The sequence below is a fragment of the Shewanella mangrovi genome, assembly GCF_000753795.1.
Lineage (GTDB): Bacteria > Pseudomonadota > Gammaproteobacteria > Enterobacterales > Shewanellaceae > Shewanella > Shewanella mangrovi.
Genome location: NZ_JPEO01000003.1, coordinates 277093 through 290041, shown reverse-complemented (window position 1 = coordinate 290041; position 12949 = coordinate 277093). Strand labels below are relative to the sequence as shown.

The following is a 12949-nucleotide window of genomic DNA, read 5'->3' as shown; positions in this document are numbered from 1 at the left end:
CTTAGTTCCTCTCATGTGTTTGATGGTATCCAGTACCGGCATTGGTCGTCGATAGTGTACTGGCGACAGCAGAGCTTAGTGGCACGGCGTTAGCCTCTGGTTCAGCTTTTAGCTCAACGCGGCTTGGTAGCAATTGCTCAGCATGTGGTGCGTGAAACGCTACTCCGCCGCCAAGGGCAATGGCTAAGTCGGCTTCCACTATCAGCAACCGAGCGTGCACACTGGCTTTCACCAGTTGTTGTTCTAGCAAGCGAGTTTGTGCATCCAGAACGTGTAAATAATCTCTAAAGCCCTGTTTAAACGCGGTTTCAGCCGTTTGGTAGACTTGGGTTGCGCGCGCAACTGCTTCATCTGCAAAGCCTGCTTGGTCTTTGGCTGCGCGTTGTTGGATCAGCACGTCAGATACTTCGCGTAGTGCTTGTTGCAGGGTGGCGTTGTATTGATGCACTAACTCGTCGTAACTGGCGCTGGCAATACCGAGTTGCGCACGGCGCGCGCCACCATCAAAAATGGGCAATGAAATCGCAGGACCAGCAGAGTAGCTGCGATTTTGCGCGTTAAAAATTTCCGCCAAACCGCCTACGGTCATCACTTGACTGAAACCTGCCAGCAAGTTGATGTTGGGATAAAAATCCGCTTTGGCTAAATCGATGCCGCGTGCGGCCGCGACAATCTGCCAGCGACTGGCGTTGATATCCGGGCGGTTGCCTACCAGAGACAAGGGCAGTTCGGTGGGCAGCTCCAGCGTGGTTGCCAGTGTCAGTGTCGGCCGTTTGAGCTCTCCCGCGGCTTGCAGCGGTAAGCCAACTAAGGTCAACAGTTGGTTTTTGGCGAGTGCAATTTGCTCATCAATGCCACGAATAACACTTTTTATGACTGGTAGTTGTGCTTGTGCCTGCTGCAAGTCGTAGCGCGAACCTAAACCGTAATCAAACTGTTGTTGAGTCAGCTCAATGATCTCTTGCTGCTGCGCTAAGCGTTGGCGTTGTACGTCGCGTTGGTCGTATGCCAGCGCTAAATTGATATAGCTGCGGACAATATTGGCGGTCAGTTGCAGTTGTGCTGCTTGCGCAGAAATGCCACTTAACGACAGTTGCGCTAAGGCTCGCTGATCGCGGTCGTCTTGTTTGTTAAACAGATCGATATCGTAGTCAAAGGCTATGCCGGCGGTGTTGTTCCAAGTGGTATCACCATTTAAGCCCGCCCCGTAGTGAGTATCTTTAGGCCAGTGTTCGACGCTTAAACCACCTTTGGCATTGAGATGCGCTTGGCCTTCACTGGCGACCGCTCCAACACTGGCTTGAGCAATATGAATACGGTCCAGCGCCTGTTGCAGCGTTGGACTGAGCTGAGTCATTTGATTAATGAGCTGATTTAATTGCGCATCATGAAATGCGGTCCACCACTGCTCAGTAATCATCGGGGGATTGATGGTGGTGTTATCGGCCGTCTTGCTCATTGTTGGAATGCTGGCCATGTGCGCCGTTGGCGCAATGCCATCAGAGGAAGCGCAACTACATAACAAGGGTAACAGCATACTGGCGACAACTCCGCCATAGCGCTTGCGCCTTGTGGTTACGCCCAATAAATAATGACTCATATGCTCCTCTAAGTGATGAAGTGAAAAATCTATTCTGGTTGTGGCGCATTTAAATAGATGCGGCTGACTTCGGTAATAACTCTTTGTTGAAGGCTTTCAGGTCGCTTGCTTGGCGAGACTTCTGGCACCATCAGTGGAAATACAATGGCGGCGACGAGCATGCGCAGAAACAGTTCTGGCTCGTGATAATCAATCACGCCTGCCGCTTTTGCCTTAGCAACCACCTTCAGCATTGGTTGCTGCATCGGCTGAATGATCTGCTGTTGAATGATCTTGGTGCGTTCAGCCGACATGGTCGCTTCCTGCAATAAAAAGGCAGATAACTCGGGATTTTCAGCGGTAAAGCGAGTGTGAAATTCAATAAAACGGTACATGGCTTGATAAGGCTGGTTATCGGCTAAGTTATCAATTGCCTCAAAAGTAGCGCGATGTTGCTGTTCAAATTCATCGGCGACGGTATCTAGCACCGCTTGCCAAAGTTTGGCCTTGTTGCCAAACAAACGGGCACACAGCGCGACATCAACGTCAGCGCCACTGGCGATGGCACGTAAACTGGCAGCTTCGTAGCCATGCTTGGCGAATTCCGTTATCGCGGAGCTAAGCAGTGCCTCGCGGCCAGAAATTTCGTTACGTTGACGACGGCCGCGGCGACGTGCTGGCGTGGTTGTAGTTGTCATTATTGGCTCTCTGTCTTACATCATGCCGCCGCAAGCTGCGGCTTGGTTGTGGTAATTAATTCACTATTGTAGGCATTAAACGGGCCTAAGCGGTCAACTAATGCAGCATGAATAAAGTGTAAATAACTCATCATTTGTCGTTTTGGCGATTCTTCAAACAGTGCACTCTCAGGCTCCAATTGGCGGCGGGTCATCTGTATTACATGCTCAGCAATATTGAGAGCATGCAGATAACGGCGTGCATCGGGGGTTAGATAGAGCTGCTCCAATGCCTTTTTCAACGTAAGTAAAGACTTACGCCAGCGGCGCTCGGCAGCATCGGGGTGAGGTGCAACCGTGTCGAGATGCGCCAACAGTTGTCGTAGCTCGATCAGCGCATGACTGACAGAAGAGACACTGGTGTACCACTCAAGTAAGTGGCCCTGTACGGCGGATTGCCCCATGGTGAAACCATAGGTTTGATGCAACAGATCGCGACAGCGACTATCCACCTTGGCGCTGAGATCGCGCAGTTTGTCATGACTGGCAAGTGGCACTAGCATGCGTAAGTCATGGATGAGTGCTCGCGATAACCAACGGCCGGAAGGCGGAAATAGCAGGCTTAGAATTACCGCCGCAATTGCCATTCCCATAAAGCCGGATAGGGCCATATTGACGAAGGGCTCGGGCGTGAAGTCTGCCGGATTTGCAGGTGAGGCCACAAAGCAGAAGTTAATCATTGCGCCCATGCCCACACCGGCATATTTGGGATTTAACGTTAGCCAGGTGCCGATGATAAAAATCGGCGAAACACAGGCCATCATCAGCGGAAAACCATCCACTTTTGGCAACAACAAAAAGGTGATAACAAAACCAATCACATAGCCTAAGCCGGCACCTTGGGCGAGGCCCACCATCATTTTATGTGGCGCCGGCGAGGTAGCGCTAAGCATCAGACCGATAATAGCAGTTTGAAAAAACATGGTGCCGCTCTGCCAGCCACTGAGATACCACATGCCATAAGCAATAAAAATTACGATACCTGCGCGCACCCCACAGGAAATCGCATGCAGTGAATTGACCGATGATTGCCACGACCATTTAGGCGCAGCAACGTCGCGCAGGTCGACATTATCGTTATCCGTCAGGGCGGCATATTCCGCAAGATAGATGCTTAAGCGGTCGGTAAACCTAAATAGCAACTCAACACTGGTTTCATAAAATTCAAATAGCTGTTGCTGCTCAGCCGCTGCTAACGCTTGATATTCGGCATGCTCAACCAACTGGGTTCGTTGCTCGCGAATCGATAACTTGGCGGACATACAGATAATGTCCATACGGCGAAGATAACGTGCGGCGCGGGCACTCGACATGCTGTCAGCCACCAACTCATCAAGCAGTTCGACTAACGGCAGATTAATCTTTTCCAGTGCTTGGCTAACTAAACGATAGTGCTCGGGTTTTGCTGGCAGTGAAAAGAACACTCGCGACAATGCATGCAAGCGAGTGCCTAGCGCCATAAAGGTGTGAGTCAAACGGATCAACTGATTGCGCATCGCATGCATGTGCGGATCTTCAATACACGCCGCCTGTCTCACCGACTCAGTCATCACAGCTTGTGAGGCAAATTTCAACCGTGCGACTTGGTAGGCCTGCGCAGTCGTGCTATGTCTGAATAAATCCAGAGAGTGCTGACAAAAGTTACTGAGCCTCTGCGCTAATAGGGATTTATAAGCTGCCTCGGTGGTGTTCGGCACCACCAACGCGGTAATGATACCGCCGCATAAAATTCCCAAAATCACCGACAGCGCGCGGCCAATCGATACCGAAACTGCGATATGTGGGTCCATCGCGGCGGGAATGCCAATCATGCCGACAGTGTATCCCGCCAACAAAAATGCATAGCTGCGCATATCGCGATAACGCACCGCACCCGCGATACAGAACATGCACCAGACAACGGTTCCCAGCACAAACATGACCGGATGCTGATGGAACAGCGCTACCAATATCAGGCTGACCGCGAGGCCAAAGATGGTGCCGATAATCCGCGCCACACTTTTGGTCAGCACTTGGCCCGTTTGCGGCTGCATGACAATCAGTGCGGTGAGCGCCGCAGAACGAGTGCTTGGCAGCTGCAGAAACATTGCTAACCAATAAGAAATAGTGATGGCGAGTACCACTTTTGCGACATATATCCAGCTTGCGCCTTGGGTTGCCAGCCAGGCTTTGATGGCTTGCTTGTGTGGCTGAGCGCTTAAGTAACTTTCTGAAAAGGTGGACATATCACTTCTTTAAAATCAAAAAATAGTTCACCCACAACTGCTAACAGCTGTGAGAAAAGAATATTTCATGTGGTTTAAATTTGAGCTAAGGGATGTTGGTAACGAGCTGGCGAGTAATATCGCCAATTTAAGTCAACGGGTGATGATTTAAATCCTTTTGGGGTTGAAGATCAAGTAAAATTGCTAATTTATTATTTTGGAATATGGCAACCCTTTGAGCAGTTGCTTAGGAATATTGATAGCTTCATCGTTGCCAACGTTAACTAAATACCACGTTGGAGAGTCGCCCAAGCAAAGGTGACTGGATAAAACGATTGTGCCAAGCAATATGGTTCAAATAATAATCAGGCGGTAATATTGGCGAAGCAGTTAGCTTGACCGTGCAGATGCTGATATCGATGAACAGCATTGCCGTAGCATTTATCTAGGATGATTGAAGGATTGATAACATGGAACGTCGTTTATGGCGGTGGTTACTGTTTTTCGTATGCTGTATTGGATTAAGTTTTGTGGCGTGGAAAATCGATAGCCGTTGGATTCAAAGTCCAATAACGCAATACCTAGCGCAATTGAATGTTAGGCTTAACTACTTGTGCTATCAAAACCAATGGACGACTTGCTCAACGACGGTCAAACGCGCTACTCAGGTAGACATACAGCCATTGCCCCAAAGCGCTAACAATCAACAAATCGAATATCACACTGGCCTTTGCTCCAGCAAAGCGAATGCTGTAAGGCCGCAAACTTCTGCGCGTATCTATCAGTGGATTGATGAGAACGGTACCGTTCATTTTGCTGATAAACCCCAGAGCTCATCTGCGAAAATAACGCAGTATCAGTCGCCGCATTACAATTTTGATTTAAGCATCAAAGCGTTATCGAGTGGCATCCAACCCTTTTTTAAAGATCGACTTGCAGCATCATTGCGGCAAATCGATGAGGTTTATCGTAGCTTGTTGCCTGCTGAAGCTCTGCTGCCAGTGAGAGTAAATGTCAGTTTAACGACAAGTAAAACTTCCTACGATGGCTTCTATCGCCGCTACCATGCGATAACGTCTCCGTCGCAAGGTTTTTATAGTCATCGAGATAACTTGGCATTTGTGTGGTACCGCTCAGTGGAGCAGGGCTTTTCAACTGCAATACATGAATCTGTCCATGTGATGAATGCGGCTCAGTTTGGTACCACACCACGTTGGTTTAATGAAGGATTGGCGGAATATTTCGAAAACATCGACATGGATGGATTTAACGTGAGCATTCATCCTGTTGATTGGGCTTTGGTTCGTAGAGCACCAATGTCACTTAAGAGGTTGTTCGACGCTAGCGACCTTGAATGGAGCCAGAATCAAGCGATGTTCTATCAACATAGCCATGCGTTAATCTATTTCCTGATGTCACAACCGACTGCAAATACCGCGCTTAAAGATCTGTTGGCGACGATTGTGCATTTCCGCTGTCAGCCAATAGATGTTGTTCAGACCTTGAACTCCAGTTATCCCGGTGGCATTCACAGACTTGAGCAGGATTGGCGTCTCTGGTTGAAGTTTAACACTAAAGCGATTGTGATAAGTTAACTGACTGTATTTAATGATATATATAGCGACATTGTTTATACGATAGAGTGGATGCATGGCAAAGAAGGGAATGAAATGAGTACAGATATTTACCAGCAACGCGCATCTGTCTTTTTTGAACAATACGAATCCGTTACGTCCGAGCAGGTGCATGCATTTTGGTTAGCGGAGCTAAATAAGCGCGATCGCGGTGTCGCTTTAGATGTGGGGGCTGGCTCTGGACGAGATGCAAAATTTTTGGCTGAAAAAGGTTGGCAGGTTATTGCTGTGGAGCCTTCAGATAATTTGCGTCAGTTAGCATGCGAATCTGCAACAATATCTCAGGTCGACTCTACCGCGTCTTATCATCCTATTAGTTGGTATGCAGATTCTTTACCCGCATTAGCCTCCGTAAAGGCGCTCAACCAACGCTATGACTTGGTGTTACTTTCTGCTGTGTTGATGCATCTTTCACCCATTGAACAATATCAGTCTTTAACGAATTTGAGCGAGCTGCTAATCCCCGGCGGATTACTGGTTATGACTTTACGCCATGGCGTGTTTACCGATGGGCGTGTGAGTTATCCGGTAGATGTCGATGCCTTACTCACGCTGTCAGCAGCACTCAATTTAAAACTTCTTCTCCAATCACAATTAGTTACAGATCAACTTGGACGAAATGATGTGCGTTGGCAGACTATAGTGCTTACCAAGGATTAGGGACTTCTGGTTAATGTCATTTGAGCGCTATCTCGATAAATTTCAGCAACTCAACACAATGCGGGCTAACGGTCATAACAAGCCGCATAAAGTCTGTATGTTGCTGGCGGTTATGTCGCTAGTTGAAGATGGACTGATCACTGAAAACAAAATTGAACTCAATGCATTGCTCAAGAGTCGCTTTAGTGATTATTTTCAAAGACTCAAAGCCGTTAGCGATAAAGATACCCCTGAAAACCCATTCTTTCACCTTGGTTCGGAAGGCTTTTGGCATCTTCACCCCAACAAAGGCTATGAACTGTCGAGTATTAACCGTTACAGCCGAGAAAAAATTTCCCATGTATCACTTGATGAGGCGTTATTTTGTGCTTTTAAATCGCCATTCCAGCGTGTTGATCTTCGACTAGCCTTGTCGCAAAACCTGACTCAATTAAATGAGTTATATATTCGCTGGTATAAATCACTCGGCAAAAGTGAACGGACAATAAAAAGTTACCTCGGGGCCGTCAAAGGTACTCTTACCACGATGGCGCAAGAAGCTGGATTAACCGTACAGCCATTAAATGAAATTCCATCACTCTATCAATATCAGCGTGTTGTAACACCACTGCTAGAACTCTCAGAGTTTAAAGAAAAGGATAAACGAGGCAATGCTATGTACAGCTGCGCATTGAAATCTTTTGCCGAGTTTTTAGCTGATTTGAGCCAGATAGAAGTGACTCACGATGTTGAGGAAATACTGCAAGATGATTCGTTGAATCCAACGGAACGTTCAACACTTGTAAGTGCGCGTATGGGGCAGGGCAAGTTTCGGCAGCAATTGATAAGTCACTGGCATGGTTGCGCTGTTACTAATTACCAAATGCCAGCCCTATTGATTGCCAGCCACATCAAGCCTTGGAATAGAGCGAATAACAGTGAAAGACTTGATCCGCGCAATGGTTTACTTCTGGTGGCTAACTTGGACAAGGCTTTTGATAAAGGACTTATTACGTTTGAAAATAGCGGCCACATTATTGTGTCTTCGCAATTAGAACAACCCGAAGTTTTGGGCATTACCCCACAGATGAAGTTGAGACACCTCGGTTTTAACACTGAGTTTATGGCGTACCATCGCGATGATGTGTTTTTGGGGTAAGGCCAGAACCATTCCGTATTTTGATAATTGCGTGCAAAGTCATGTAGCACACTGCTGTAGCACAAAAGTGTCAGTTCCCTATAAAGAAAAAGGACTGAAATCTTAACGAAATCAGTCCTTTAGGTGTGTGGTGGAGGCGGCGGGACTTGAACCCGCGTCCGAAAAACCTACGCTCAAGGCGCTACATGCTTAGTCTCTCTTTTGTTTAACCGGTTGAACTCCGAAAGACAGGATTTCAAACGGTGAGTCCGGTACTGCTTCGCGGTTCACCCCCGAACAAGGTTCCCTCGCTAGCACGATGTAGGGTGACCATCTGATCCACTGCCCATGTGCGAGACGTGTGGTAGATGGCTAGCGGCATTAAGCTGCTAGAGCGTAGTTATCGTCGTTTGCAACTATAACTGTGCGGCTTTTTACGAGGCCAACCGCCCCTCGGCATGCTCCCGGAGTTTCGCGAATCCCGTCGAATCCAGAATCGCCCCCGAAATTGTTCTCAATTGTAACCTGTTATATGGGTTTAGACCATTTTTTCAAGTGAAGGTTACAACTGTTTGCTGGTTATCCGCGCAATTACGGTCAACTAGCCTTTGTTTTTCATCGCGCGGGCTTTCTCAATTGCCCATTCGCGCTCTTTAATGTCGTCACGTTTATCGTGTGCTTTCTTACCTTTACCTAGGCCGATTTCTACTTTGACCCAAGCGCCTTTACGCCAGTACATCGAAATCGCCACCAGTGCATAACCTTGGCGCTCAACTAGACCAGCTAAACGGTCTAGTTCACGGCGTTTAAGCAGCAGCTTGCGTGGGCGGGTAGGATCACAGATAACATGGGTAGAGGCTGTATTCAGCGGCACAATCGTACAGTTGTGCATGTAGGCTTCGCCGTTTTTGATTTGGACGAAAGTATCCGACAGGTTTACTTTGCCTGCGCGAATTGACTTTACTTCCCAACCCATAAGCGAAAGGCCAGCTTCGATTTTTTCATCGAACCGGTATTCAAAGGTGGCACGTTTGTTCCGCGCGATAGACGCAGGTGTTGTGCCTTTTTTGTTTGCATTCTTCTTAGCCATAGGCCCGCTATTATACGCAGCGATAAACTTTTTGGAATTGTGCTCGCTAAGTTTTTGTTGTTAACACGATTAGTGATTGTTCGGCTGCTGGCTTTTTGCGCATTTTGATTGCAGTGTCGGGCCGAAAGGTGCGTTTTTCTGTTTGCGTGTTACAATCGCGCACTCGTTTATTTTCATCAAAGGTTGTTGGACGGAATGCCGCATATCTCCCGTAATATTCTGGTGCGCTATAGTGCACAGCAGATGTACGATTTGGTTAATGATGTTGAGTCGTACAAAGAGTTTTTACCGGGATGTGTGGGTGGTAAGGTCCTCGAGTTTGATGGCCGCACAATGGTGGCGTCGGTTGATATCAGTAAGGCCGGTATCAGCAAAACCTTTACCACGCGTAACCAAGTGGTAGATGGTAAGAGCATTGAGTTAAAGCTAGAGAATGGCCCGTTTCACCACCTCAATGGTAGTTGGAAGTTTACTGAATTAACCGAAGATGCTTGTAAGGTTGAGTTTGAGTTGGATTTTGAATTTTCTAACGGCTTGGTTGGCATGGCGTTTGGTCGCGTGTTTAGAGAGCTAGTTAACTCAATGGTGTCGGCATTTACGGCGCGTGCCAAGGAGGTTTACGGTGGCTGATGAGCAGATGTTTCCGGTGGATGTGATTTACGCGAAACCGAATCAGCAAAAGGTGATTACGGTGACAGTAACCCAGGGGACCACTTTTAAAGAAGCGGTTGAACATAGCGGTATTGTGGCGTTTTTCCCTGAGATTGAGCTGGATAATCTTAAGCTTGGTTCGTTTAGTAATCAGGTAAAGCCAACAGATGAAGTAAAGCCTGGGCAGCGGATAGAGATTTATCGGCCATTAATTGCCGATCCGAAAGAGGTGCGTCGTCGCCGAGCAGATAAGGCGAAAGAAGAAGGGCGCATCAATAAAACCACAGGTGCAAAAATCTCATAACCACAGTTGCCGACAATAAAAAAGCGCCTAATAAGGCGCTTTTTTTAGTTGCGATAAACTTATTGTTTATCGTCCGGTTGAGTATTGTTGTTCTCAATCGGGCTATTTTCTTCTACCAATGGTTTGGCATCTGGACGACGTTCTGGGATTTGCGGTGCTGCTGCGTTATCGTCTGTTTGCGGTGCATTGATGGGCGCCAGCAATGCGCTTTGATCCAATGGCGTTTTAAAGTCCGCGCTGAGTTCGTAGTCGCCAGTGACTGAAGCCAACTTATCACCATCAAAATGTGCTACCAATTCTTTGTGGATGATGGATGCATCGCGGCCGCTTTTGTAATGGTAAACGTAATACCAAGTGTCATCGGCAAAGCTATCACGCAGTACCGGACGGCCAAGAATAAACTCAACCTGTTCTTTGGTCATGTCGACACGCAGCTTCTCAACCTGTTGTTTTTCCATGTAGTTACCTTGTGGAATATCAGGCTTATAGATCAGCCAGTCCATCACACTACACGCACTCAAGGATAAACTGAGCGCTACTGCGCCCAACAGGGTAAGACTTTGCTTTTTAATCAACATTGACAGCACTACTTCCAGAAAAATTGTCGGCCATGATAACCAAGCCCCTTGATGGTGACAAGGACAATAGACTTGGTGCTGAAGCTTCGACAGACAGATTGTTAACTAGTTCGATATCTCTCAAAAATTTTGCGTTGTGAGAGAACAGATTATCGCGGCAAATAAATGGATAAAATGTAATCAGTATGTTGCAATAAGAGTGAGCATCTCTCAGAATAGTGCTTGTCAAACTATAAAAAATAAGCCGGTTAGCAGATTTTTCGCCTTAGATGCTAATTTATGTCATAAGTCTGATGAAGATTGTTGTTGGGCACATCTTAGTGAGTGCTAACTGATATTGATGAAATAAGGCTTATGGCCTAGTAAAACACCCAAACACCGCAATTCTATCTGTTGGAGGGATGCCGATGTTAGGCCAAGGATATTTACTAAATTATTGCTTTTTAGGTGGTTTATTCCCTATAAAACAACCAAATATCTATCTTTTCTGTTCAAATCAAACAAACCTCCTCATTTATGGTGCAATTCTCCGTCTCGTTCTGCCTTTTGAGATGACTCAGTAATGTTAGTGCGCTTCTTGTTCTTGCTGTTGCTAACCGGATATTGTGCTTCAGCATCGAGTGCCAGTACACCAGAGCCAGCACTGACAAACTCTGCCGACGCAGAACTGCACGCCATAGAATTGCAGTTTAAAACCGATGTGGCACAGTCGGGCGAAAGGATCAGCCAGTTGTTGCCGCAGTTTGAGCAATTGACACCCTCTCAGCAGAGCAAGTTATTGATATTAATGGCTGTGAGTCGTTTGTACGCGGCGAGGTTTGACGAAGCGCTTACACTGCTAAAACGTGCAGAAGCGCGTACCACAGATCGTGGGCAATTAGCTCAGATTTTTAACTTTCGTGCCACTACGTTCATGGCGCTACGACGATTTCAAGATGCCCTGCAAACCGTGCAGCAAACACTTAACTTGTTACCTAAGTTAGATGATGCAGTGAAGCGGGATGCCTATCTGCGTATTGCGGATATCTATGAAAAGTTAGATGCTTTTGAGGAGATGGAACGCTATGCGCGGCGTATGTTGGCGCTCACCAGTGATTCCGACATCCGCGATCGTTGCTATGCGCAATTTACCTTGGTCAATGCTGAATTTCACCAGTCATCACAAGCTTTACCTGTCTTAGTTGAACAGGTTCAGTCGGTGAAAGCCTATTGTCAGCAACAAGGTTTTCCGCTCATGGTTGCGATGAGCAATAAGTTGTTGGGCAGACTATTACTTAAGCAAGATGATTTAGCCAGCGCTGAGCAGTATTTGCAGCAAGCCTTAGCGCAATATCAACACTTTGCTTTTGCAGTTGAAATTACCAGTACGCAAGCGTTATTGGCGCAGGTCTATTTGGCGGCGTTCCGTGTCAAAGATGCTGCGGAAATGGCAAAAATGGTCGTTGATGCTGAAAGTTCGCCAATGGTGTATCAACCGCGTAAAGACGCGTTTGAGGTGCTCGCAAAAATCGCAGAGCAACAACAAGACTACGAGCAGGCGGTTCACTATCTGCAGGCGTATGCACAACTCAGTGGGCTGCTTTATGATGAGAGGCAACTTAAAGCCACAGCTTATCAAGCGGCTAAGTTTCAGGCGCAACAGCAGCAAGAGCAGTTGCAGCAACTGAGTCGAGAGCGAGAGTTTTATCTGGCGAATGCTGCGCTGCAGGAAAAGGCACATCACAATATGCTGTTGTTTATTAGTGTGTTAGCGGTCAGCGTTTTGCTATTAGCGATAATGTTGATGATAGGGTTGCAGCAGAAGCGACGTTATATGCGACTATCGCGCTTTGATGGTATGACGGGAATTTATAATCGCGAAACAGGACAACGTCTCGGGGAAGAACGTTTTATTAAGGCACTGAGTTGTGCTCAACCTTATGCGCTGGTGTTGTTTGATCTTGATAAGTTTAAATGTATTAACGACAACTTTGGCCATGCGACGGGTGACTGGGTGTTGCGTAAGGTTACTGAGGTACTTAAGGCTGAGGTCCGCAATACACATATCTTTGCGCGCTTCGGCGGCGAGGAGTTTGCCATCATTATGCCAAATACCGAGCTGGAAACGGCAGCAGCATTGGCCGAGCAATACCGGCTGCTGTTAGCCGCCATCAATACCAGTAAGTCCGGTCATCAGTTCAATGTTAGTGCCAGCTTTGGTGTCAGTGGTTGTATAAACACTGATCTGAGCTTAGATCCATTGATTAATCGTGCGGATCTGGCGCTATATCGAGCGAAGGCAAGCGGACGTAACGCAGTGGCCATTGAGACCGGCCTGACAAAGCCGCTGACCGTGGCAATGATGACCTAACGCAGATAAAAATAAGTCGCAGATTTTTCAATTTCACCGTTTAAT

Annotated in this window: 11 protein-coding genes and 1 other RNA gene; 6 read left to right on the top strand and 6 right to left on the bottom strand. The window is 47.2% G+C overall.

All coding sequences use genetic code 11. From position 1 onward, the window contains the following. Window position 1 precedes the first annotated feature (1 nt). From HR45_RS06415 to HR45_RS06405, 3 genes are read right to left on the bottom strand one after another with little or no spacing between them, the layout of a single operon-like run. Window positions 2–1600, bottom strand: coding sequence for an efflux transporter outer membrane subunit (locus tag HR45_RS06415; protein WP_052074556.1), 1599 nt, complete (start codon window positions 1598–1600; stop codon window positions 2–4). A 29-nt stretch (window positions 1601–1629) separates the two neighbouring features. Then, complete coding sequence (locus HR45_RS19000) at window positions 1630–2277, bottom strand: TetR/AcrR family transcriptional regulator (RefSeq protein WP_052074555.1); 648 nt, start codon at window positions 2275–2277, stop codon at window positions 1630–1632. A gap of 20 nt (window positions 2278–2297) precedes the next feature. Beyond that, window positions 2298–4541, bottom strand: a complete 2244-nt coding sequence (locus HR45_RS06405) for an FUSC family protein (RefSeq protein WP_037440945.1) — start codon at window positions 4539–4541, stop codon at window positions 2298–2300. A gap of 449 nt (window positions 4542–4990) precedes the next feature. Here HR45_RS06405 and HR45_RS06400 point away from each other — a divergent pair, with 449 nt between their 5' ends. The 3 genes from HR45_RS06400 (at window position 4991) to HR45_RS06390 (ending at window position 7952) form a co-directional block, all read left to right on the top strand. Further along, window positions 4991–6115, top strand: coding sequence for a DUF4124 domain-containing protein (locus HR45_RS06400; RefSeq protein WP_037440943.1), 1125 nt, complete (start codon window positions 4991–4993; stop codon window positions 6113–6115). Window positions 6116–6190: 75 nt separating this feature from the next. Continuing rightward, on the top strand, window positions 6191–6814 hold the full coding sequence (locus HR45_RS06395; protein WP_037441422.1) for a class I SAM-dependent methyltransferase: 624 nt from the start codon (window positions 6191–6193) through the stop codon (window positions 6812–6814). 13 nt (window positions 6815–6827) lie between these two features. Next, window positions 6828–7952, top strand: coding sequence for an HNH endonuclease (locus HR45_RS06390; RefSeq protein WP_037440939.1), 1125 nt, complete (start codon window positions 6828–6830; stop codon window positions 7950–7952). 128 nt (window positions 7953–8080) lie between these two features. Here HR45_RS06390 and ssrA read toward each other — a convergent pair. Next, window positions 8081–8435, bottom strand: a transfer-messenger RNA (tmRNA) gene (gene ssrA, locus HR45_RS19175). A 97-nt stretch (window positions 8436–8532) separates the two neighbouring features. Further along, a complete protein-coding gene (gene smpB / locus HR45_RS06385) occupies window positions 8533–9021 on the bottom strand; it encodes an SsrA-binding protein SmpB (RefSeq protein ID WP_037440936.1) in 489 nt (162 codons plus the stop codon). A 195-nt stretch (window positions 9022–9216) separates the two neighbouring features. Between smpB and HR45_RS06380 the strand changes: the two genes are divergently transcribed. Continuing rightward, entirely contained in the window at window positions 9217–9651 is a 435-nt protein-coding gene (locus HR45_RS06380; RefSeq protein ID WP_037440933.1) for an SRPBCC family protein, read from the top strand. Between the two features lie 7 nt (window positions 9652–9658). Then, window positions 9659–9976: an RnfH family protein gene (locus HR45_RS06375; protein WP_037441420.1), complete on the top strand. Its 318-nt coding sequence runs from the start codon at window positions 9659–9661 to the stop codon at window positions 9974–9976. Window positions 9977–10035: 59 nt separating this feature from the next. Here HR45_RS06375 and HR45_RS06370 read toward each other — a convergent pair whose 3' ends face one another. Continuing rightward, the gene (locus HR45_RS06370; protein WP_052074552.1) at window positions 10036–10554 is read right to left on the bottom strand and encodes an outer membrane protein assembly factor BamE; all 519 of its coding nucleotides are present in this window, start codon (window positions 10552–10554) and stop codon (window positions 10036–10038) included. A 562-nt stretch (window positions 10555–11116) separates the two neighbouring features. Here HR45_RS06370 and HR45_RS06365 point away from each other — a divergent pair. Beyond that, window positions 11117–12904 carry a tetratricopeptide repeat-containing diguanylate cyclase gene (locus tag HR45_RS06365; protein WP_037440922.1) on the top strand — a complete coding sequence of 596 codons (1788 nt, stop codon included), beginning with the start codon at window positions 11117–11119 and terminating at the stop codon, window positions 12902–12904. The last annotated feature ends 45 nt before the right edge of the window (window positions 12905–12949 follow it).